Consider the following 21,705-nt stretch of genomic DNA (forward strand, 5'->3'; position numbering starts at 1 on the left):
GGCGTCGTCGACGGTCATCGAGCGTCTCCGTTTCGCGGCTCGGGCGGCGGCTGCCGGTCGGCGGTGGCGGCGGTGGCGTCCGGGGCGGCGAAGTGCAGTCGGCGGGCGTTGTTGACGGTCATCGGGCGCCTCCCGTTTCGCGGCTCGGGCGGCGGCTGCCGGTCGGCGGTGGCGTCCGGGGCGGCCACGCGCGGCCGGCGGGCGTCGTGCGGGTTCATCGAGCCTCCGCTTCCAGCAGGGTGGCGACCTCGTCGTCGCTGAGGGCGGTCAGGTCGTCCAGGAGCCGCTGCTCGACCGCCACGGCCAGGTCGGCCAGCCGGCGGTGCGTGAACAGCAGGCGGATCGGCAGGTCGAGGTCGGTCAGCGCGCGCAGCCGGGCGGCCACCCGCACGGCCAGCAGGGAGTGCCCGCCGAGGGTGAAGAAGTCGTCGTCGACGCCGAGCCCGGTCAGGCCCAGCACCTCGCCCCAGACGTCGGCGACCAGGTGCTCGGCGTCGGTGCGCGGCGGCGCCGACGGTCCGGTGCGGGCGTCGCCGGGCGGGGGCAGGGCCCGGCGGTCGACCTTGCCGTTCGGGGTGAGCGGCAGCGCGTCGAGCGCGATCCAGCGGTCCGGCACAAGATGGGCTGGGAGCCGGGCGGCGAGCCGGGTGCGCAGCTCGTCGGCGGGCACGGCGCCGGCCACGTAGGCGACCAGGGCGCCGTTGTGGGCGGTGACGGCCGCGCCGGTGACCCCCGGGACGGCGAGCAGGGCGTGCTCGACCTCGGCCGGTTCGATCCGGAACCCGCGCACCTTCAGCTGGTCGTCGAGCCGGCCCGCGAAGGCGAGGCGGCCGTCGGGCTGGAGGCGGACGCGGTCGCCCGTGCGGTACCAACGCGTGCTTTGGCTTGTGATGAAACGGTCCCGGGTGAGGTCGTCGCGGCCGAGGTAGCCGCGGGCCAGGCCGGTGCCGCCGAGCAGCAGTTCGCCGTAGGCGCCGGGCGGGACCGGCCGCAGCGCGGTGTCGACGATCGCGGCGCGGACACCGGGCAGGGGCACGCCGATCGGCGGCGGGGCGTCGGAGGCGGGCGGAGCGTCGGAGGCGGGCGGAGCGTCGGAGGCGGGCGGGGCTTCGGTGGCGGGCGGAGTGAGGTCGGTCGAGGTGGCGATGATGGTGGCCTCGGTGGGGCCGTAGGTGTTGATCAGGCGGACGGTGCCGCCGAACCGCTCGTGCCAGCGGGCCACCGCCGCCGCGTGGACCGCCTCGCCGCCGAGGATAACCAGCCGCAGGCCGCGCGGCCAGGCGATGGTGTCGATCGAGGTGACGAGGTCGTGCCAGTACGCCGTGGGCAGGTCCAGCACGGTGACGCCGGCGAGCGTCTCGGTGAGCGTGAGCGGGCCGTCCGGGAGCAGCCGCACCGTGGCGCCGGACGCGAGGGCGGGCCACAGCTCCTCGGCGTGCGTGTCGAACCCGAGCGGCGCGAACTGCACGATGGTGTCGCCCGGGCCGAGTTCGTAGTCGCGCCGCATAAACGTGACGCGGGCCGCAAGTGCCTCGTGGCCGACGACGACGCCCTTCGGCTCGCCGGTGCTTCCCGAGGTGTACAGCACGTACGCCGCCCCGTCGACGCGCGCCCCCTCGGCCCCGGCGGTACGCCCGGCCGGCTGGGCGGGGTCGACCGGCAGATAGGCCCCGCCGGCCCGCCAGATCGCCAGCATCGTCACGATGGTGTCGATGCTCCGGTGGGCGGCGAAGGGCACGACCCGCCCGTCCGCATCCAGCGTGGCGGCCAGGGCGTCGGCGCGGTCGTTGAGTTCGCGGTAGGTCAGCGACTCGGCCCCGCACCGCAGCGCGACCGCATCCGGATCGGGGAGCCGCAGCAACTCAGCCACGGGCGGCGCCGGTTCATCGCTTGACGGTTCACCCAAATCGTTGACAACGGCCTCGTCGTCCGGCGTCAGCAGCGGCAGGTCACCGACGGCGGCGGTGGGGTCGGCGGCGATGCCCGCGCACAGCACCGCGAACCGCGCGGCCCACGCCTCGACGGTCGCCGCGTCGAACAGGTCGGTGTCGTAGCCGAAGACGAGCGTCAGCCCGCCGCCGGTCCGCCACGCCTCCAGCATCAGGTCGAACTTCGACTGCTGGTAGCCGGACTCGAAGAAGGACGCGTCCAGGCCGGCGAAGACCGGGGCGCCGCCCTCGTCCTGGGTGTGCAGGATGCACATGGTCTGGAACTTCGGCACCGGCGCGTCGGGGTGGGTGAGCGCGTCGAGCACCGACTCGCGGGCCCGGCCGAGCAGCCCCGTGAACGGCTCGGCCGGCTCGATCTGGTTGCGCAGCACGACGGTACGCGCGAAGTACCCGACGGCCCGCTCCAGCTCCACCCGGTCCCGGGCGGCCATCGTCGAGCCGACCAGGATGTCGGTCTGCCCCGTGTGCCGGGCGAGCAGGACCTGATAGGCCGCGAGCAGCACCGCGAACAGGCTCGTCCGCTGCCGCCCGGCCAGCTCGTCGAGGCGGGCGAGGACGCCGGCGGGCAGGCTCATGCCGTGGAACGCGCCGCGATGCGTGGGCGCGGCCGGGCGGGGCCGGTCGGTGGGCAGGTCGAGGACGGTCGGGTCGTCGAGCTCGGGCCCGGCCGCGTGGGGCACGGCCGGCACGGGCGGCAGCGGCGGCAGGGACTCGCCGGCGTACAGGGCGGCGAGGTCCTCCCGCAGCACGTTGAGCGACCAGCCGTCCCCGGCGATGTGGTGGATGATGACGCACAGCACGTGGTCGCCGTCCCCGAGCCGCAGCAGCGACGCCCGCACCGGGGCGCCGGCCCGCAGGTCGAACGGCGCGTTGGTGCGCTCCGCGACGGCCGCCCGCGCCGCCGCCTCCGAGCCGGCGGCGAGCTCCTCGACCGGCACCCGCGCCGGGCCGAGCGTCACCGCCGGTTCGCCGTCGACCTCCGGATAGGAGCAGCGCAGCGCCGGGTGCCGGGCGGCGAGCGCGTCCAGGGCCGCACCCAGCCGGTCCCGGTCGAGCTCGCCGCGCAGGCGCAGGACCAGGAACATGTTGTACGACGCGTCGTGCGGATCGAGGCGCTGCAGGAACCACAGACGGCGCTGGGCCTCCGTCAACGGTGGCGGGCCGTCGGGCGCAAGGCCGGGTCCGGCATCCGCGACGTCCGGGAGGCGCGCGGCCAGGGCCTCGACGGTCGGGTGGTCGAACAGGTCGCGGACGGTCAGGCCGGGCAGCCGCGCCGCGACCTTCACGGCCAGCAGGGAGTGCCCGCCGAGCGCGAAGAAGTCGTCGCCGGTACCGACCTGAGGCGCCCCGAACACCTCCGCGAACACGTGGGCGACGCGGGTCTCGGCCTCGGTGCGCGGCGGCACGTACGCGGCGGCGGTCTGCGGCCGCGGGTCGGGCAGGGCGTTGCGGTCGACCTTGCCGTTCGGGGTGAGCGGCAGCGCGTCGAGCACGGTGATGGTGCCCGGCACCGCGTACGCCGGCAGCGCCGCCCGGGCCGCGTCGCGCAACGCCGCGGGGTCGAGGCCGGCGCCGGGGCGGGCGGTGACGTACGCGGCGAGGGCGTCGTCCCGGACCGCGGCGACGGCGGCGGCGACCCCGGGGCAGCCGGCCAGCACCGTCTCGACCTCGCCCAGCTCGACTCGGTGCCCGCGCACCTTGACCTGCGTGTCGAGCCGGCCGAGGAACTCCAGGACGCCGTCGGGGCGGCGGCGGACGCGGTCGCCGGTGCGGTACAGGCGGGAACCTTGTCCCCAGGGGTCGGGGACGAACCGGTCGGCGGTCAGGCGCGGCCGGCGCAGGTAGCCGAGGGCCACGCCGGCGCCGGCGATGACAAGCTCGCCGGGGACGCCGGCCGGGACGGGCCGCAGCCGGTCGTCGACCACGTAGACGCGGGTGCCGGGAATAGGGCCGCCGACCGCGATTGCGGCCGGGGTCACCGGGACGGGCCAGAACGTGGACCAGATGGTGGTCTCGGTCGGGCCGTACACGTTGGTGAGGCGGCCGACCTTGCCGCGCAGCTCCGCGGCGAGCCGCGCCGGGAGCGCCTCGCCGCCGACGAGCGCGGACGGCACGTCTTGGTTGAAACCGGCCGCAAGCAGCATCCGCCAGCCGGACGGGGTGGCCTGCACGTCGGTGACGCCGTGGGCGGCGATGAGCGCGCGCAGGGCGGCGCCGTCGCCGGTCTGCGCGTCGCCGGCGACGACGACGCGGCCCCCGCGGCTGAGTGGCAGGAACAGTTCGAGGCCGGAGATGTCGAACGACAGCGACGTGAGCGCGAGCCAGGTGCGGCCCTCCTGCGGCCCGAGGATGTCGGCCATGGCGGCGACGAAGGCGGCGAGCGCTCCGTGCGGCACCATGACGCCCTTCGGCTTTCCGGTGCTCCCCGAGGTGTACAGCACGTAGGCCGCTTCGGTCCTTTCGAAGGCGGGCCCGGCGTCGTGGTGGTCGTCGCCGTGGATGAGCAGCGCCGCCGGCCCGAACCGGTCGGCGAACGCGGGTTCGGTCAGCACGGTGGTGACTCCGGCGTCGGCGATGACGAACGCGATCCGGTCCGCCGGATAGGCGGGGTCGAGCGGCAGGTACGCCGCCCCCGCGCGCCACACGGCGAGGAGCGCGACCACCATCGCGGGGCCGCGGGACAGGGCGACGCCGACCAGCGGACCGCGCCCGCGCAGCCGCGACGCGAGCCGGTCGACGGCGGCGTCGAGCTGCCCGTAGGTGAGCTCGGACCCGTCGGCGCCGGTGACCGCGACGGCGTCGGGGGTGGCCCGGGCCCGATCCTGGAACAGGTCGGCGACGTGCGGCGTGGGCTGCCCGGGGCCGGTGTCGTTCCAGCGGGTCACGGCCTCGTCGCGCTCGCCGTCGTCGAACCAGGCCAGGTCGCCGATCGCGGTGTCGGGCCGGTCGGCGGCGTCTTCGAGGAGGACGAGCAGGCGGCGGACGAGCCGCTCGGCGGTGTCCGTGTCGAACAGGTCCCGGTCGACGGTCAGCACCCCGAGCGCCGCCTCCGGGCCCTGGACGACGTCGAGGGAGAGGTCGGTGCGGGCCACGTCGAACGGGTGGTCGAGCAGGGCGGCGTCGAGGTCGCCGAGGCGCGGGCGGTCGTGGTCCTGCCGCAGGTACATGAGCATGGCCTGAAACAGTGGCGTGCGGCTGCGATCGCGGGGCGCGCCGACCGCCGACACCACCCGCTCGAACGGCGCCGGGTGGGTGAGCGCGCCGAGGACGGTCCGGCGGGCGGTCCGCAGCAGCGCCCGGAACGTGGGGTCGCCGGACAGGTCGGTGCGCAGGACGAGGGTCTCGGCGTAGCAGCCGACGCGGTCGTTGAGGTCCGGGTCGTCGCGGCCGAGGACCGGCGTGCCGAGGCAGACGTCGGACTGGCCGCTCATCCGGCCGAGCAGCAGCGAGAACGCGGCGACGAGGGCGGTGTAGACGGTGGTCCGCTCGGCCCGCGCCACGGTCTCGAGGCGGCGCAGCAGGTCGACGGGCAGGTCGAAGACGATGGAGGTGCCGTGGCCGCGGCGGACCGGCGGGCGGGGCCGGTCGGTCGACAGGTCGAGCACGGGGGCGCCGGCGAGGCGCTCGGTCCAGTACCCGAGGCTGGCCTCGTCGCCGCCCGCGCCCGGCGGTGGTGGCAGGTTGGGCTTGGTGCCGGCCGCGTCCGGCGGTGGCGGCAGGTCGGCGAGTTCGCCGCCCCGGTACAGCACGTCCAGGTCCCGGCGCAGCACCTGCAGGGACCAGCCGTCGGCGGCGAAGTGGTGGGTGACCAGCGCGAGGACGTGCTCGCCGGGGCCGAGGTCGATGAGCAGCCCGCGCAGCAGCGGGCCGGCGGCCAGGTCGAACGGCCGGGTGACGAACGCGGCGACCCGGGCGCGGGCGTCCTCGAGGCCGTCCGCGGCGGTGGTCTCCAGCGTGACGGCGCGCAGGGTTTCGTGACGTTTCACCAACGCGTCCAGGGCCCGCGTGAGGGCCGCGCGGTCCAGCGGGCCGCGCAGGTGCAGGACGATCGGCAGGTGGTAGGAGGCGTCGGCCGGATCCAGCTGGTGCAGGAACCAGAGCCGTTCCTGGGCGGGGTTCATCGCGGCTCCAGGGCGGTCGCGAGGGCGGTCAGGAAGCGGGCCGCCTCGCGGCCGTTGATGACCCGGTGGTCGTAGGCCAGGCCGGCCTGCACCACGGTTCTCGTGGCCGGGCGGCCCTCGCCGTCGAGGTACAGCTCCGGGCGCGGGGCGGTGACGGCTACCGCGCAGGTCTGGCCGGGGAAGACGATCGGGACGGCCAGGCTCACGTGCGCGTCGAGGTGCAGGGTCAGGGTGATGTTGGCGCCGTCGAGGTCGGCCTCGCGGAACGTGCCGCCGGCCGCCGCCACCCGGTGCCTCGTGAGCGTGCGGGCGATGTCGGCGAGGGTGGCGGTACCGGCGTCGCGGACCACCGGCACGTAGAGGCCCTCGCCGGCGTCGACGGTGACGCCGACGTGCGCGGCCGCGGCCGGGTGCAGGGTCACGCCGTCGTCGTCGAGCCGGGCGAAGCACATCGGCTCCTGCGCGTGGACCCTGCCGATCGCGGCGACGAACAGCTCGGCCAGGCCGACCGGGCGCCGCACCGCGCGGGCCAGCTCCGGCGCCCCCGCCAGGGCGGCGCCGACGTCGACGGTCATCGCCGTGTAGGCGGCCGGGACGGTGGCGGCCGAGCGGGTCACCGTCCGCGCCACGGCCCGCTGGTTGCGGGACAGCACGTTCTTCGCTGTGACTGTTCCGGTGAGCGCCTCGACGTCGGCCCGGCGGACGATCGCCAGCCCGAGCGCGGCGACCTGCTCGCCGGTGATGCCGAGCTCGGCCATGGCTGCCCGGGCCGGCGCGGTGATGGTCGGGCCGGCGTCATCCTGTTGCGTGACGGGGGCCGCGATCGCGGTGCCGATGACGGCGATGACCTGGCCGGGTTCGATATCGGCGCCGGTCGCCGCGCGGTGGTGCAGCACGCCGCCCTCCGCCGCCGTCAGCTCCTCGACCGCCTTGGACGTCTCGACCTCGGCGACCGCGGTGCCGGCGGCGACCGGCTCGCCGTCCGGGGCCAGCCAGGCCAGCAGCAGGTAGCGGTCGTCGTTGGAGTTCAGCTTCGGTACCGCGATCTCAGCCACGAACCGTCCTCACCAGCGCGTCGTAGATGGAGCCGGCGCTCACCAGCACCTGGCGCTCCAGGTGCGGCGCCGCCGGGACCACGGTGTCGGCGGCGTGCACGAGCGTCACCGGGGCCGCGACGTGCCGGGCCACCTCGGCGCCCCACGTCCCGCCGGCGGTCCCGTCCTCCGCCACCACCACGGGCACGCCGGGCGGCAGGTCGAGGCTCACGGGGTACAACCGTGAAGGGACCACCAGCAGGCCGGCGATCTCGTCCTCGATGAGCAGCGTCCGCAACGCGGTCAGGGCGCGCTCGGCCATCCCGCCGGGCGCGACGACGACCACGGCCGGCCGCTCGCCGGTGCCGACGTGGGCCACGCCGTCGCGCACGCCGACCGAGAACGGCGCCGGAACCGCGTGCATCCGGCGGGTGTACAGGATTTTGTCCTCGATGAAGACGCAGGGCCGCGCGAGGGCGAGCATCTCGGCGAAGACCTCGGCCGCGTCCCGGAAGGGCGTCATCTCGTACAGGCTGAGGCCGGGCACCCCGATCAGGTGCTTGGTGAGCGTCTGGCTGTGCGTCGGCCCGTAGCCCCGCCCGCCGCCGCTGGGGCAGCGCACGATGAGGCGCATCGGGAGGCGCTCGCCGTACATGGAGACGGATTTGGCCGCGAAGTTGACCAGCGGGTCGAGGCCGAGGGTCAGGAAGTCGGCGAACATGTACTCGACGATCGCGGTGTCCCCGGCCAGGGCCAGGCCGGCGGCGATGCCGGTGATGGCCGACTCGCTGATCGGGGTGGACAGCACCCGGTCCGGGAAGGCGGTGGACAGGCCCTTGGCGACCTTGAACGCGCCGCCGTACGGGTCGAGGAGGTCCTCGCCGATCAGGTACGCGCGCTCGTCGCCGGCGAGGACGGTGTGCAGCGCGGCGTTGATGTTCTCGGCGACCCTCATCCCTGGTCCCACTCGGCCATCGGCCGGGCCGTGACCTCGGCGACGACGCTCGCGACGCGGTCCCGCTGGGCGCGGTCGAGCCCGGGGTCGGCGGCGGCGACGGCCGGGTACCAGTCGTCCAGGGCGGCGACCTGCTCGGCGGTACGGGTGTCGTCGCCCTTGCTGTGCGGGCCGAGGCGGGGCACGCGGAACTCGGCGATCAGCGGCTCGCCGTGCCGGACGCGGGCGACGAGCGGGGCCAGCCCGGCCCGGATCCGCGCCGGGTCGGTGGCGGTGACGAGCGTGTGGGCGATGCCGAACGCGGCCGCGCGCCCGGCGATGGTGCCGGCCATGGCCCGCGCGGTCGGCGTGGACTGGGCGATGCCGTTGTGCTCGACGACGACCAGCAGCGGCAGGTGCCACAGGGCGGCGATGTTGAGCGCCTCGTACACCGCGCCCTCGCCCCAGGTGCCGTCGCCGATGTACGCGCAGGCGAGCGCCCCCGGCCGCCGGCGCCGCAGGTGCAGCGCGAGGCCGGCCGCCACCGGGAGGCTCTCGCCCTGCACGCCGGTGGAGAGGTAGCCGGGGCGGTACAGGTGCTGGCTTCCGCCGACGCCCTGGCAGAGGGCGCCCTTGCGGCCCATGATCTCGGCGAGCAGGCCCTCCGGGTCGTCGAACCGCGCGAGGTAGTGGCCGTGGCCGCGGTGGTTGCTCAGCACGTGGTCGTCGGGTTCGAGCAGGCCGCTGACGGCGACGGGGACGTGCTCCTGGCCGAGGCAGGTGTGCGTGGTCCCGGACAGCTCGCCCCGCGCGAACAGCTCCAGCAGCGCGGTCTCGAAGTGCCGGATGAGCAGCATCGCGGTCGCGTCAGCCGGCGGCTGTGGCATGCACGACTCCGTTCACCGTGGGGTGGTCGAAGAACGTGTCGATGTCGACGTCGATCCCGAGGTGCTTGCGCATGCGGGCGATGATCTGGGTCGCGGTGAGCGAGTCGCCGCCGAGGTCGAACAGGTCGTCGTCGGGGCCGATCTCCGGACTGTTGAAGACCTCGCGCCAGATGGCCAGCACCGCGGTCCGGGTCAGGTGTGCACACAGGTCCTGGGCGAACCGCTCGGCGACCGGTGCGGCGGCGGGGGAGTAGCGCAGGCTCGCGGTGACGGTCGTGCCGTCGTCGACCGCCTGCAGCTGCAGGTCGCCGCGGACGCCGCCGGCGAACGCCAGCCAGTCGACCTCGACCAGCTCGCCGTCGAACAGCGGGGTCTCGCCGAGGCGGCGGTAGCTGACCGAGACCGGGGCCAGGGCGGCGTGCGGCCTGATCCGGCGGACGGCCCGCGCGAGGGGGACCGCGCGGTGCGGGTACAGCTCGCGCAGGTGCCGGCGCAATTCGGTGAGATCGGCGCCGGACTCGGAGCCGACGGGGAGCTCCGTCGCGTACGGGCCGATGACGCCGGCCGGGCCGCGCTCCCTTGTGGACAGATCGACGCCGGTGGTGACGCGCGGGTTGCCGTACGCGGCGAGCGTGGCGTGCACCGCGGCGAGGAGCGTCTCGAACCTCGTCAGGCCCGGCAGGTCCGGGACGGGCGGGGTGAACGGATGGACCTGCCCGGGGCCGTGGTCGCGGCCGGTGAGCTCCAGGCCGGCGACGACGAGGGGCGGCGGCTCGGACCAGCGGCCGGTCCAGAACTCCTCGGCCGCGCCGCGCCGCTCGGCCAGGCGGGCCGCGTCGGCCGCGAGGTCGTCGGCGGCGGTGGTGGGCAGCGGCTCGGGGATGGCGCCGGAGTACAGGGCGGCCAGGTCCCGCAGCAGCACCTCCTTGGACTGCCCGTCGAAGACCAGGTGGTGCGCGGTGACGACGAGGGTCCGGCCGAACAGCGCGAACCGGATCAGCGGGCCCTCGGCGAGGTTGAACGGCCGCGCGATCTCCTCGGCGATACTCTCGTCCGGGCCGGCGACTCTCAGGGCCGCCGGGAATGCGGCCGGGACCACGTACGTGATGCCGTCGCGCTCGATGATGGCGCTGGACAGCAGCCCGTGCCGTTCGGCGACCGCGGCGCAGGACTTGGCCAGGAGCCCGGTGTCCGGGTCGCGGGCGAACGTGACGACCAGCGGCATGTGGTACGCGGCGGGGGCGACACGGGCGGCGGCGAGCCACATGCCGTGCTGTACCGCGGACGCCTGGATCATGTCAGGCTCCTTCGCAGGGATCGTTTGTCGACCTTCCCGCCCCGGTTGCGCGGCAGCTGGTCGACGGCGTGGACGCGGGCGGGGATCTCGTGCGGCGCGAGGCGCTCGGCCAGGAACGCGCGCAGCGCCGGCGGGGACAGCGGGGCGTCGCCGCGGACCACGATGACCGCGGCCAGCTCGACGCCGAGCACCTCGTGCGGCACCCCGACGACGGCGGCGTCGGCGATCGCCGGGTGCTCGTGGATGGCCGCCTCGACCTGCAGCGTCGACACCCGGTGGGCGCCGGTCTTGACCACGTCGGAGTCGCGCTCGACGAGGTACAGGTAGCCGTCGCCGTCGACGTAGCCGGCGTCACCCATTCGCACCCACCCGTCCCGGAACGTGGCGCTCGCCGAGTCGTGCAGGTACGAGCGGGCCGGGGCGGGGGAGTGCATCCAGACCGCGCCGACCTCGCCCGGGTCGCAGGCCCGCCCGCCGTCGTCGAGCACGCGGACCCCGCCGCCGGCGATCGGGCGGCCGACGCTGCCGGGGCGCTCCGGGTCGTACGCCATCGCGGTCTGCGCCGGCGCGGCCTCGGTCGACGTGTAGTAGTTGACGATCGTCGCGTTGGGCAGCGCGCTCGCGAGCCGGGCGGCCACGGGACCGGGCAGCGGCGCGGCCGCCGACCCGAGCAGCCGCACGCACCCGAGATCGATCCCGTCGGCCACGGCGAGCAGTTCCATGGCCATGGCGGGGACGACGAAGACGGTACCGGCGGCGTAATGCTTGATGGCGCGGGCGAACCGCAGCGGCGTGAACACCGGCAGCGTCACCACGGCCGGGTGGGCCAGCAGCGCGTTCATGAGCATGACCTGCGCCGCGTTGGTCCCGATGGCGAACGCGTGCAGCAGGTGCCGCGAGTGCCGGAACGGCCGGTGCCGGGCGCCCGCCCCGAACGTCACGTTGGCATGGCTGGCCGCGACCCCCTTGGGCCTTGCCGTGGTACCGGAGGTGTACAGGATCTGGGCAAGTCCGTTCGGCGCCGAACGGTCGGCGGGGGTTTCGGTGCTTGCTTCTTCGGCCCCTTCTTGCAGGAGGCGGACCGCTCCGCAGTCGGCGAGCACGTGCTCCACCTCGGCCGGCGCCGCGTCGGCGGCGATCGGCACCGCGACGGCCCCCAGCCGCTGCACCGCCACGTAGGCGACGGCGTAGCCGAGCCACTCCGCGGCGCCGAACCGCAGCCCGACCCGATCGCCCGGCCCGACGCCGTCCTCGTGCAGCCGTCCCGCGAGGCCCGATGCCCGGCGCTGCCACTCGCCGAAGGTCAGCGCCCCGACCCCGTCCACGACCAGGGCCTCGCGGTCCGGCTCCGATAAGGCCCGGTCAGCGAGGAGACGTGGAACCGTCGTGGGCACCCCGTGCAAAACCACGGCGCCAGGGTTGCACGGCGCACTCATGTCTTGCAATATTTCACTCCATCGACTTTAGAAACATGACGGGACCACGAATGAACTCGACTCGCCACGGGCCGCTCACGTGCGCGCAACGTGAGTGGTTCCTGGACGTCGGCATCGACGCGGACACCCCGTGGTCCCACGCATCGAACTTCACCGGCGTCCTGCACGGCTCCGGCGCCCGCGTCGACGACGTCCGGGCCGCGATCGCCGCCGTGCTGTCGCGCCACGAGGGCCTGCGCACGCTGCTGCCCGTGGGCTCGGACGGCGCCCGTGAGCAGCACGTCCTTGCGGCCGCGGAGGTGGTCCGCCTCGCCCCGCCCGGCCCCGAGGCCCTCGCCGAGGCGGCGGCGACCCCGTTCCGCCTCGCTTCGCAGCCGCCGATCCTGTTCGTCCTGGAGACCACGGCCGGCACCGTCGGGCGGATCGGCATCGTCATCGACCACGCCGCGGTGGACGGCTGGGGCATGCGGGTGCTGCGGACCGACTTCTTGCAAGCCTTGCGCGGGGGCGCGGCGTTTGCCGATCGGCCGGTACCGGAGCAGCCTCTGGAAACCGTATCGTGGGAGGCATCGGCACCGGGCCGCGCGTACGCGGAGCGCGCGGAGGCGCACTGGCGCCGCCAGTTGACCGCGTTGCGCGACGGGTTGTCGGGCTGGCGGCCGCCTGGTACTCCTGCTGCTGTTGCACCGGTGCTGCAGTCCCGTTGGCTGGCGTCGGCGCGCGCGGCCCGGTCCGCGGAGGCCGCGGCGAAGCGAGCGGGCGTGCCGGTTGCGGCGGCTTACCTCACCGCGTTCGGCTCGGCGATCGCAGCGGTGGAGGGCGCGCCGTGCGTCGGCATTCGGGCGCTGGCGGCGAACCGGCTGTCGGCGGGGACCCAGGCCTCGGTGCGCAAGGCGGTGATGCCGGTGCCGGTCCTGGTGGGCGACCTGGCCGCGACCGCCGGGCACCAGTTGCACGGGCATCGGTTCGCGAACCTCGACCCGTACCGGGCCGCTGCGCTGGACGCCGAGATTCTGGGGGAGTTGGCGTTTACGGGGGCCACCGCCGCCCGCTTCAACTTCATCGACGCTTCGATCGTGGGGAGTGCCGCGAACAGCCGGTCATTGGGTGCCGAGGCCATTCCCTTCACGGATCCCTCGGTGCAGGACCGGATCATGGAGCAGCCGGACCGGCCCGGGGGTTCGCGGTACATCCTGAACGTCCAGCACCGCCCGGGCGCGGCGCTGCTGACCCTCGCCTGCCACCGGGACACGGCATGGGCGCCGGCGGCGGGCGACATGCTCCGCCACGTCGAGGACGCCCTGACCCGCGCGGCTATGCCCGTTTGAGCTCCGCGCTGGGCAGCAGGACGGTCGTCCCGCCGACGTGCAGTTCCATGTACACGTGGGTGGCGTCCGCGCCGTCGTCGATGTCCGCGCCGGTGACGAGCCGGACGGTCTGTCCTGGAGGCACGTACATGCCGGCTGCGCCGCCGAATGTGCGCTCGAGCACCGACTCCGGCGGGTTGCAGGTGCCGCGCCAGAGGTCGCGTCCGCGAGCGTCGCTGATCGCGCACACATGGTGCGTCGAAATCAACTCGGTCTTGTCGTGGCTGTTCTGCACGGTGAAGGTGACGTCGAGCCGGGTGCGTGAGAGGGTGACCCGCTCCAGCGTCACCGTGGTGGTCTCGACGGTCGCCTCGACCGGCGCCGCGAGATCGGCCACGATCCGCTCGTTCCACCAGTAGTACGCGCGAAGGCTGCCCATGCAGATGCCGACGACCGCAAGGCACGTCAGGATCATCCCGGTCCGGAACGAGATCGACGGGAGTGTCCACCGCCAGGAAACCCGGGCCCGGTACGGGTCGTGGCTGCGCTCGACGGTCGCGACGACCACGCCCAGGACGACGGCGACGGCCAGTCCCGTCCAGGCGACGGCCGGCGGGATCCGGACCTGATCCTCCAGCGATCCGGTGAGCAACGTGATTGCCACCGCGATGAGCGCACCCGCCACCGTCAGCCCGAGACGCCGCATGCCGCCAGTGTCGCAGCGGCCCGCCACGTCCGGGATGCGCCGGGCGCGGCCGTGCGGCAGCTGTCTTCGTCGAATCGTACCAACCTGGCGCGCCCTCTTTGTGCGGGAAGACAACTCCGGGTCCCGGGGGCTCGCCTACAGTTGCTCGGCATGACGAACGCGGAGCGGCTGGCGGCGCTGATCGAGCGGCACAAGGTGGCCGGGGCCGGCCTGGCCGTGCTGCACCGGGGTGAGGTGGTGGCCGACGCCGCCGCCGGGTTTGCGCACATCGGGGCGGGCATCGAGGCGACGACCGAGACGGTGTTCCAGATCGGGTCGATCACGAAGGCCTGGACGGGTACCGTCGCGATGCAGCTGGTCGAAGAGGGCCGGCTGGACCTCGACGCGCCGATCCGGGCGGTGCTGCCGGAGCTGCGGCTCTCGACCGCGGAGCTGACCGAGGGCCTGACCCTGCGCCACCTGCTGTCGCACACCTCGGGCATCGACGGGGACTTCTTCGCCGAGACCGGGCGCGGGGACGACAACCTGGAGAAGTTCGCCGCGCTGCTGGAGGGCGTGGCGGCGAACCATCCGCTGGGCGCCACCCAGTCGTACTGCAACGCCGGGTTCTCGCTGCTCGGCCGGGTTCTCGAGGTCGCCACCGGGACGCAGTGGGACCAGCTCATGCGCGAGCGGCTCTTCCGGCCGCTCGGGCTGGCCCGCACCGGCACGCTGCCCGAGGAGGCGCTGCTGCACCGCGCCGCGATCGGGCACGGCGGGGACCCGCTCACGCCGATGCCGATCTGGGGGCTGATGCGCTCCGCCGGACCGGCCGGGCTCATCACGTCCACCGCGCGCGAGGTGCTGAAGTTCGCCGAGCTGCACCTCAACCGGGGCGTGACCGCGGACGGCACGCGCATCCTCGGCGATGCGGCCGCCGACCAGATGTTGCAGCCGCAGGTCGAGATGCCGGACCCGTGGGTGCTGGGCAAGCAGTGGGGGCTCGCGTGGTTCCTCGACGAATGGGCCGGGACGCGGGTGTACGGCCACGACGGCGGCACCATCGGCCAGTCCGCCTTCCTCCGGGTCCTGCCCGAGCACGACCTCGCCATCGCCCTGCTGACCAACGGCGGCGGCGCGCAGACGCTCGCCAACGAGCTCATCGCCGAGATCGTGCAGGAGCTCGCCGGGGTCACGATGCGCCCGCCGGTCACGCCGTCGGCGGAGCCGCTGCCATTCGACCCGGCCGCGTACGTGGGCCGCTACGAGCGCGCCGGCAACCACCTCGAGGTCGTCGAGCGCGACGGCGGATTGGTGCTGATTTCACGCAATGTCGGCCACCTGGCCGCACTCGCCGGCGAGCAGCTCATGGAGCTGCCGATGCAGACCTTCCAGCCCGGCGCGTTCGTGGTGATGCGCCCCGAGCTCGGCGTGTACTTCCCGGTGGTCTTCTACGACCTGCCCGACGGCTCCCGCTACCTGCACCACGGTGTCCGTGCGACCCCGAAGGTCGGCGCGTAGCGGTTACCGTACGGGGATGATCACGCCGCGGGCCGTGCTGGGCCGCATCCTCACCGACCTGGGCTCGACCCTGGTCGAGGTGGTGGCGGGACCGGCCGACCCGGCGCGGGCGGTCACCGGCGTGCTCATCCACGACCCGGGCGACCCGTCCGCGCGGCTGCCCGGCGCGGTCCTGCTCGGCGTCGGCGTGTACGGGGCCGAGGGCGTGGCCGCGCTCGTCGGCCAGGCCCGGGCCATGGACGCCGCCGCCGTGGTGGTCCGCTCGCCGGTGCCGTCCGAGGGGCCGGTCGCCGAGGCGGCCGAGCGCGCCGACCTGCCCGTGCTGGGGCTGACCCCGGGTGCGTCCTGGGCCCAGGTCGCCGCGCTGCTGGGGGCGCTGCTGGCCACCGACGAACTCGGCACCGTCGGCCGGCCCGGCGAACCCGGCGGCGACGACCCGCTCTCCGGCGACCTGTTCGCGCTGGCCAACGCGGCCGCCGAGCTGGTCGGCGGGCCGGTGACCGTGGAGGACCGCAGCGGGCGGGTGCTGGCGTTCTCCAGCCGGCAGGAGGAGGGCGACGAGGCCCGGATCGCCACCATCCTCGACCGCCAGGTGCCGGCCGACAAGCTGCGGGCGCTCGAGCGGCACGGGTACTTCCACGACCTGTACCGCAGCGATGGCCCGATCTACATCGACGGGATCGCCGGGAAGCCCCGCGCGGCCATCGCGGTCCGGGCGGGCGGGGAGATCCTCGGCTCCGTCTGGGTCGTGGTCGCCGGACCGCTGTCGGAGGTGCAGGACCGGGCCCTGCGCGAGTCGGCCAAGGTCGCCGCGCTGCATCTGCTGCGACGGCGCGGTACCGCGGACGCAGAACGCCGTCTGCGCGCGGATCTGCTGGCCACGGTGCTGGAGGGTGGCCCGGGCGCACCCGGGGCGGCGACCCGGCTCGGGCTGGCCGGGGAGCCCGCCTGCGTCCTGGCCGTGACGGCGGTGGAGACCGGCACCCCGGACCGGGTCGCGGCGGGGGAGCTGCTCGCCGGGGCGCTCGCCCTGCACCTGAGCGCGATCCATCCGCGGGCGGCGGTGGCCGGTCTCGGCGGGGTCACCTATGCCGTCCTGCCGACCGCGTCCGCCGCGCGGGCCCGGCGCATCGCCGAGGAGTTCCACGGCCGCATTTCCGGCCGGGTGCCCGCATTGATCGGCATCGGCCGGGTCGCGGCCCGCCCGGCCGATCTGCGCCAGTCCCGGGCCGACGGCGACCGGGTGCTGCGGGTGCTGGCCGGCGGCCGCTCCCGCCGGCAGGTCGCGGAGCTTTCCGAGGTGTACGTCGCGACGCTGCTCGACGCGCTCGCCGACCAGATCGCCGCGGAGCCCGACATCCCCGACGGCCCGGTCGTCCGCCTCCGCGCGCACGACGCCGAGCACCACACCGCCTTCACCGAGACCCTCGCCGCCTGGCTCGACAGCTTCGGCGACGTCATCGCGGCCGCGGCGGCCGTGCACGTGCATCCCAACACGTTCCGGTACCGCCTCAAGCGCATCGCCGAGCTCTCCGGCATCGACCTCGCCGACCCCGGCGACCGCTTCGAGGCCATGCTCCAGCTGCGTCTCGGCCTCTGACGTTCACTCACGGGCATTCAATCGATACCCATCGTAGTCTTCGGGTATGGCTGGACGCATGCTTGCCGCGGCCCTGCTCGTCGCCGCCCTGGTGGTCTGCCCACTGGAGCCCGCAGCCGCCGTGGCGCCCTTCACCGTCGGCGCCACCACCTCCGTCAGCGACACCGTCGGCAGCGGCAACACCTGCGCCGGCTTCCTCGACGAACGGGCCCACCTCGGCCCCCTCGCCATCCGCCGGGTCTTCACCGCGAACGGCTCGCCCCCGCCGGCCGACGCCGTCAACTGCCAGCTGCTGCAGGGCGGCAAACTCTGGTACTCCTTCAAGACCAGCTGCACCCCGCCCGGCGTCGCGGCCGGCCTGTGCGACGGCGAGATCGCGACCATCGCCGCCGCCATGCCGCCGGGCAGCTACCTCACGTACTTCCACGAGCCCGAGGACGACATGACCGGCGTCCAGTTCGTGGCCGCCTTCACCCGCGTCTACCTGCTGGCCAAGCTCACCAACCCGGCCGTCAGTGTCGTCCCGGTCTACATGTCCTACCAGTGGCGCCCCGGCTCGACCAAGGTCACCAACAACGGCACCGGCGGCGACCGCGAGGTGCAGGACTGGATCGTCCCGTCAACCTACGCCGACGCATACGGCTTCGACTTGTACTGGCAGGCCAGCACCCGCGGCAGCGAGCCCGACGACCCGGTCAGCGTGGCCCTCGACCCGCGCATGATCCGCTGGTACTCCGCATTCGGCGCCCAGGGCCGCCCGCTCGCCCTCGCGGAGTGGGGCATCGACGACGACCAGGGCGTCCGAGCCTCCCGTGGCCCGGCGATCCGCGCCTCGAGGACCTGGCTGGCCACCCACGGCTTCACGATCATCTGCTACTGGCAGCACGACAACTGGTACCTCGGCACGTCGACGCTCCCGCCCGGCGCCTACGCGGACCCGGACGGCGTGGCGGCCTACAACGAGCTGACAGCGCCCTAGTTTGGTGTACCCGGTCGCGCGCGGGGCATCACCAAGGTGCAAGGGATGGCCCCGAAGGAGGACGCGATGCCGGCCGGATCGAACGCCAAGCGCGAACGGCAGTACGAACACATCAAGGACAGCGTCAAACAGCGCGGCAAGTCCACCAAGCTGGCCGAGGAGATCGCCGCCCGAACCGTGAACAAGGAGCGAGCGCGGGCGGGGGAGTCGCGTACGGCCAGCCGCTCGTCACTGCAGGACGTGTCATCCTCGCACCGCGGCGGCAAGCGGTCGCACAGCGGGGCACAGGGGCGTACCAAGGAACAGCTCTACAACGAGGCCAGGCAGCGCAACATCAAGGGCCGCTCCAGCATGAGCAAGGCCGAGCTGGAGCGGGCCCTGTCCCGCTGAGCTCAGGCGTTCGGGATGTGGCTGACCGCGCTCTTGAGCAGCACGCCGGCCGCGGCCACCGGGTCCTTGGCCGAGGACTTGACCCGGATCTCGACGTAGCAGCCGCGCGCCCACGTGTCACCGAAGCCGACGCCCGCCTGCTCCTTTGCCACGAACGCGGCATCGCCGACGCCCGGCAGGTCGGTCGGCGGCGAGTCCAGGGCGGCCTTGGCGGCGTCGAGCGAGGCCTTCGTGTACGGCGCCCGCACCACGCTGATGTCGACCGCCTGGGTGCCCTTCTGGTAGCTGCAGAAGGCGGCCGAGCTCTCCTGCTTCGACAGGCCGCTGAGACCGCTGGCGGCGGCCGCCTCGTCCAGGCTCACGAGGACGCAGGCGTCCTTGATCTCCCCGCCCCCGGCCGCCGCCGGGGTGGCCGGGGCGGTCGTCGCCGTGGAGCCGCCGGTCTGCGCGGGCGCCGACGACCCGCCGCAGCCGGCCAGCGCAAGGGTGACGGCGACGAGGGCGATACCCGGACGCAGCTTCATGCGGATCAAGGTATCGACGCCGGCGAACACGGTCCGGTCTCGGTCGAGAACCGGACTCTCCGTTCGCCCACGCCCGGCGGCGGAGCGACCCTGGGCCGGATCAGGCGGCCTCGAGCCGCCAGACCGGGATTCGGTCCTGCTCCAGCCGGCACACGAGGAGCGCGCCCGTGGTGAGGCACTCCGGCGGGCCGGACCAGCGCCCGGCCTGCCCGAGTGCCGTGACCGCGCCGGTCTCGACGTCGAGGCGCGCGACCAGCGTGATGCCGGCGGCGCCGCGGCCCGCGACCAGCAGGCTGGTGCCCGCCGGGGCGCCGGCGGGCTCCCAGCCGTCGATACGGCGAACGACCCGGCCGGTGGCCGCGTCGAGCACGAGGTGCCGGCCGTCGGGCGGGGACGGCGTGGCCAGCAGGTACCGGTCGGTGATGGCGCCCATGTCCGCCCACCCGTCCAGGCGCCACCGCTCGCGGCCGGTGTCCGGGTCCAGCACCAGGATCGGCCCCTCGTTCGCCCGCTCACAGAGCGATCGGGCGCACCACCAGAGGCGCTCGCCGTAGGGCTCGGCCGTCCGTTGCCACAGTCGCCGCCCGGTGGCCAGGTCGAACACGGCGCCGGCGACGATGTTCCGCAGCCCGTAGCGGTACACCAGCAGCCGGTCTCCGGAGATGGCGAGCCCCTCGACCGGTCCGGGATGCTGCAGGCCGACCGTCGACACGAGCTCGGCGGTGCCGGCGCGGTAGAGCCGCAGCGTGCCGCCGGCGTCGAGTATCGCGATCCGGACCGGCTCGCCGGGTTCGAGCACGACTTCCCGCCGGCCGCCCGGTGGCGTGCCGAGCGACCAGCGCACCGCGCCGGTGCGGACGTCGATGCCGGCCAGATCGGGGGTCGCAGGCCGGTCGCCGCCCGGCGCATAGTGCTCGGCGACCACGACCCCGTCCCCGCACGCACAGCCGTACACCGCCGGCACGTACCCCGTCCGCCGCCACGCCGGCGCGCCCGTGGCGGCGTCGAACCCGGTCAGCACCGCCGCCGCCCGGTTCGTGCCGTCGTCGAACCCCAGGACCACCCGCGCCTCGTCGACGGCCAGCAGTTGCGCGCCCGCCGCGAGCTGCACCGACCACCGCCGGGCGCCGCCGGGCATCCGGTACGACGCCAGGGAATCCCTCGACAGCACGTAGATCGCGGAGTCCTCGCCGCCGACCTCGCTCAGCCCGGCGCCGCGCAGCACCACCGCCGGGTCCAGCGGCATTCCCGGCGCGCCACCACCGGCCAGCCCCGACAGCACAGCGAGGAGCAGGACGAATTCCCGCCAGGGCCGGGCCGGCCGCCGCGGCACGCCACGCGGGCTCGCATCAAGATCGATGACCGTGGACCGAGGATACCAAACGCGCCGGGCCGTCCGGCTCGTCTCGATCGACCTGGGCCCCGGCCGGTGACTGCCGGCCGGGGATTCGGGGCCGTGCGGTCCTCGGCTCAGGAGTTGGTGAGGTCCGTGGACTCGCCGGTGGCGGGGTCGACGGTCTCCTCGTAGACGCCGTCACCGTCGGCGTCGATCGCGATGAGGTCGACCTCGCCGTCGCCGTCCGTATCGGCCTCCAGCACGTTGGCGCCGTCGTCGAGCGTGTAGATCTTGGCCTGGTCGACGACGCCGTCGCCGTCGAGGTCCTTGTCGTCGAGGGTTACGTATTCTTCGCTCATAGATGCGGTCCTCCGGTCGCAGGTGCGGTGAAGCGTAGCGGCCACGAAGGGCCCTGTTGCTTCGGGTCCGGGCTACCCCTTGGCGAGGACGTTCTTGGCGAGGTCGATGTGTACGATCGTCCGCTCAGTGTACGGTCGTACGCATGACGCAGCTCGATCCCGCCGCGGGGGATTCGCGGTCCATGCGTGAGCGGATGCTCGCCGGCGATCTGTACCGCGGCGCTGATCCCGAACTCGAAGCCGAGATGCGCCAGGCCATGGTGCTCACCAAGGCGTTCAACGACAGCGACCCGACCGACCCGGCCCGGCGGCGCGAGCTGCTGGAGCAGTTGCTCGGCTCGATCGGCGAGGACGTGGAGATCCGGCCGCCGCTGCACGTCGACTACGGCAGCCACCTGCACGTCGGGGCGCGGACGTTCGTCAATTTCGGGCTGATGGCCTTGGATGTGGCCACGATCCGGATCGGCGAGGACGTGCTCATGGGCCCGAACGTGCAGCTGCTCACGCCGACCCATCCGATCGACCCCGAGCCGCGCCGCGCCAAGTGGGAGGCGGCGCTGCCGATCACCATCGGCGACAACGTGTGGATCGGCGGCATGGCGGTCATCTGCCCGGGCGTCACCATCGGGGCGAACTCGGTGATCGGGGCCGGCGCGGTCGTCACCAGGGACATCCCGGCCGACGTCGTCGCCGTGGGCAATCCGGCCCGCGTCGTGCGCTCCGTGCACGGCACGTGAATCCCGGGCCGGAACGGCAGAGAAGACGGTACGAGCCCGACCGGCGGCAGCGGCTCGTCGAGGTGACGCTCGACGTCATCGCACAGCGCGGCGTGGCCGGCACCACCCACCGGCAGGTCGCACGAGCGGCGGACGTTCCGCTGGGCTCGGTGACGTACCACTTCGGCAGTCTCGGCGAACTGCTTGCGGCCGCTTTCACGCATTTGGCGCTGACGGCCGCAAACGCGTTCGAGGCGCGGATGGCCGCCATCGAGCCCGGGGCCGACGCCCCCGCGCGGGTGGTCGAGGCGATGCTGGCCGACCTGGCCGGCAACCAGCGCAGCGCGGTGCTCACCTACGAGCTGTACGCCGCGGCCGCCCGTGACCCGGCACTGCGCATCATCACGCAGGGCTGGATGGACCGGACCCGGCGCTCGCTGCGGCGGCATTTCGACGCCGACACCGCCGAGACGCTCGACGCGCTCATGGAGGGGCTCATCCTGCACGCCACGCTGTCCACCGAGCCGGTCGACCCGGCGCGGATCCGGCGGGCGGTCGCCCGGTTGGTCCCGCCACCGGACGGCAACCTCGGCGCGCCCGGGTCAACAGCACCGTAGGGCGATCCTGGGA

At 74.3% G+C, this 21,705-nt stretch carries 18 protein-coding genes; 7 read left to right on the forward strand and 11 right to left on the reverse strand.

Translation table 11 applies throughout. From position 1 onward, the window contains the following. Positions 1–14 precede the first annotated feature (14 nt). Genes ACQPZ4_RS23360 through ACQPZ4_RS23390 form a run of 7 tightly spaced genes read right to left on the reverse strand, consistent with a single transcriptional unit; the run spans position 15 to position 11,631 of the window. Positions 15–218 carry a hypothetical protein gene (locus ACQPZ4_RS23360; RefSeq protein WP_433064942.1) on the reverse strand — a complete coding sequence of 68 codons (204 nt, stop codon included), beginning with the start codon at positions 216–218 and terminating at the stop codon, positions 15–17. Next, positions 215–6,070, reverse strand: coding sequence for an amino acid adenylation domain-containing protein (locus ACQPZ4_RS23365; protein ID WP_433064945.1), 5,856 nt, complete (start codon positions 6,068–6,070; stop codon positions 215–217). The genes ACQPZ4_RS23360 and ACQPZ4_RS23365 overlap by 4 nt, the downstream gene beginning before the upstream one ends. Then, the gene (locus tag ACQPZ4_RS23370) at positions 6,067–7,125 is read right to left on the reverse strand and encodes a 2-oxo acid dehydrogenase subunit E2 (RefSeq protein WP_433064948.1); all 1,059 of its coding nucleotides are present in this window, start codon (positions 7,123–7,125) and stop codon (positions 6,067–6,069) included. The genes ACQPZ4_RS23365 and ACQPZ4_RS23370 overlap by 4 nt, the downstream gene beginning before the upstream one ends. Then, positions 7,118–8,059: an alpha-ketoacid dehydrogenase subunit beta gene (locus ACQPZ4_RS23375; protein WP_433064950.1), complete on the reverse strand. Its 942-nt coding sequence runs from the start codon at positions 8,057–8,059 to the stop codon at positions 7,118–7,120. Before ACQPZ4_RS23375 ends, ACQPZ4_RS23370 begins: the two co-directional genes overlap by 8 nt. After that, on the reverse strand, positions 8,056–8,925 hold the full coding sequence (locus ACQPZ4_RS23380) for a thiamine pyrophosphate-dependent dehydrogenase E1 component subunit alpha (RefSeq protein WP_433064953.1): 870 nt from the start codon (positions 8,923–8,925) through the stop codon (positions 8,056–8,058). The genes ACQPZ4_RS23375 and ACQPZ4_RS23380 overlap by 4 nt, the downstream gene beginning before the upstream one ends. Beyond that, a complete protein-coding gene (locus ACQPZ4_RS23385; protein WP_433064955.1) occupies positions 8,906–10,222 on the reverse strand; it encodes a phosphopantetheine-binding protein in 1,317 nt (438 codons plus the stop codon). The genes ACQPZ4_RS23380 and ACQPZ4_RS23385 overlap by 20 nt, the downstream gene beginning before the upstream one ends. Beyond that, positions 10,219–11,631, reverse strand: coding sequence for a class I adenylate-forming enzyme family protein (locus ACQPZ4_RS23390; protein ID WP_433064958.1), 1,413 nt, complete (start codon positions 11,629–11,631; stop codon positions 10,219–10,221). Before ACQPZ4_RS23390 ends, ACQPZ4_RS23385 begins: the two co-directional genes overlap by 4 nt. A 77-nt stretch (positions 11,632–11,708) precedes the next feature. Between ACQPZ4_RS23390 and ACQPZ4_RS23395 the strand changes: the two genes are divergently transcribed. After that, positions 11,709–12,986: a condensation domain-containing protein gene (locus ACQPZ4_RS23395; RefSeq protein ID WP_433064960.1), complete on the forward strand. Its 1,278-nt coding sequence runs from the start codon at positions 11,709–11,711 to the stop codon at positions 12,984–12,986. Here ACQPZ4_RS23395 and ACQPZ4_RS23400 read toward each other — a convergent pair. Further along, positions 12,973–13,671, reverse strand: coding sequence for a hypothetical protein (locus ACQPZ4_RS23400; protein WP_433064963.1), 699 nt, complete (start codon positions 13,669–13,671; stop codon positions 12,973–12,975). The two genes, ACQPZ4_RS23395 and ACQPZ4_RS23400, sit on opposite strands and share 14 nt — an antisense overlap. A gap of 150 nt (positions 13,672–13,821) precedes the next feature. On the opposite strand from ACQPZ4_RS23400, the gene ACQPZ4_RS23405 reads away from it, so the two are divergent. Genes ACQPZ4_RS23405 through ACQPZ4_RS23420 form a run of 4 tightly spaced genes read left to right on the forward strand, consistent with a single transcriptional unit; the run spans position 13,822 to position 18,140 of the window. Further along, positions 13,822–15,171, forward strand: a complete 1,350-nt coding sequence (locus ACQPZ4_RS23405; RefSeq protein WP_433064966.1) for a serine hydrolase domain-containing protein — start codon at positions 13,822–13,824, stop codon at positions 15,169–15,171. 16 nt (positions 15,172–15,187) lie between these two features. After that, positions 15,188–16,771 carry a PucR family transcriptional regulator gene (locus tag ACQPZ4_RS23410; protein ID WP_433064969.1) on the forward strand — a complete coding sequence of 528 codons (1,584 nt, stop codon included), beginning with the start codon at positions 15,188–15,190 and terminating at the stop codon, positions 16,769–16,771. A 46-nt stretch (positions 16,772–16,817) separates the two neighbouring features. Next, the gene (locus ACQPZ4_RS23415; RefSeq protein WP_433064971.1) at positions 16,818–17,750 is read left to right on the forward strand and encodes a hypothetical protein; all 933 of its coding nucleotides are present in this window, start codon (positions 16,818–16,820) and stop codon (positions 17,748–17,750) included. A 45-nt stretch (positions 17,751–17,795) separates the two neighbouring features. Beyond that, positions 17,796–18,140, forward strand: coding sequence for a plasmid stabilization protein (locus ACQPZ4_RS23420; protein WP_433064974.1), 345 nt, complete (start codon positions 17,796–17,798; stop codon positions 18,138–18,140). A gap of 2 nt (positions 18,141–18,142) precedes the next feature. Here the strand turns inward: ACQPZ4_RS23420 and ACQPZ4_RS23425 are convergent, their stop codons facing one another. The 3 genes from ACQPZ4_RS23425 to ACQPZ4_RS23435 all read right to left on the reverse strand — a co-directional run bounded on the left by ACQPZ4_RS23425 (position 18,143) and on the right by ACQPZ4_RS23435 (position 20,359). After that, a complete protein-coding gene (locus ACQPZ4_RS23425) occupies positions 18,143–18,664 on the reverse strand; it encodes a DUF3558 family protein (RefSeq protein ID WP_433064977.1) in 522 nt (173 codons plus the stop codon). A gap of 100 nt (positions 18,665–18,764) precedes the next feature. Continuing rightward, a complete protein-coding gene (locus ACQPZ4_RS23430; protein ID WP_433064979.1) occupies positions 18,765–19,997 on the reverse strand; it encodes a PQQ-binding-like beta-propeller repeat protein in 1,233 nt (410 codons plus the stop codon). A 137-nt stretch (positions 19,998–20,134) separates the two neighbouring features. Further along, a complete protein-coding gene (locus tag ACQPZ4_RS23435) occupies positions 20,135–20,359 on the reverse strand; it encodes a hypothetical protein (RefSeq protein WP_433064981.1) in 225 nt (74 codons plus the stop codon). 143 nt (positions 20,360–20,502) lie between these two features. Here ACQPZ4_RS23435 and ACQPZ4_RS23440 point away from each other — a divergent pair, with 143 nt between their 5' ends. Both ACQPZ4_RS23440 and ACQPZ4_RS23445 read left to right on the forward strand, forming a co-directional pair. Beyond that, positions 20,503–21,096 (forward strand): sugar O-acetyltransferase, encoded by a 594-nt coding sequence (locus ACQPZ4_RS23440; RefSeq protein ID WP_433064984.1) that lies wholly within the window; start codon positions 20,503–20,505, stop codon positions 21,094–21,096. Then, the gene (locus ACQPZ4_RS23445) at positions 21,093–21,692 is read left to right on the forward strand and encodes a TetR/AcrR family transcriptional regulator (RefSeq protein WP_433064987.1); all 600 of its coding nucleotides are present in this window, start codon (positions 21,093–21,095) and stop codon (positions 21,690–21,692) included. The genes ACQPZ4_RS23440 and ACQPZ4_RS23445 overlap by 4 nt, the downstream gene beginning before the upstream one ends. The last annotated feature ends 13 nt before the right edge of the window (positions 21,693–21,705 follow it).

It is taken from the genome of Dactylosporangium sp. CS-033363 (genome assembly GCF_050942475.1).
In the GTDB taxonomy this organism is placed as follows: domain Bacteria; phylum Actinomycetota; class Actinomycetes; order Mycobacteriales; family Micromonosporaceae; genus Dactylosporangium.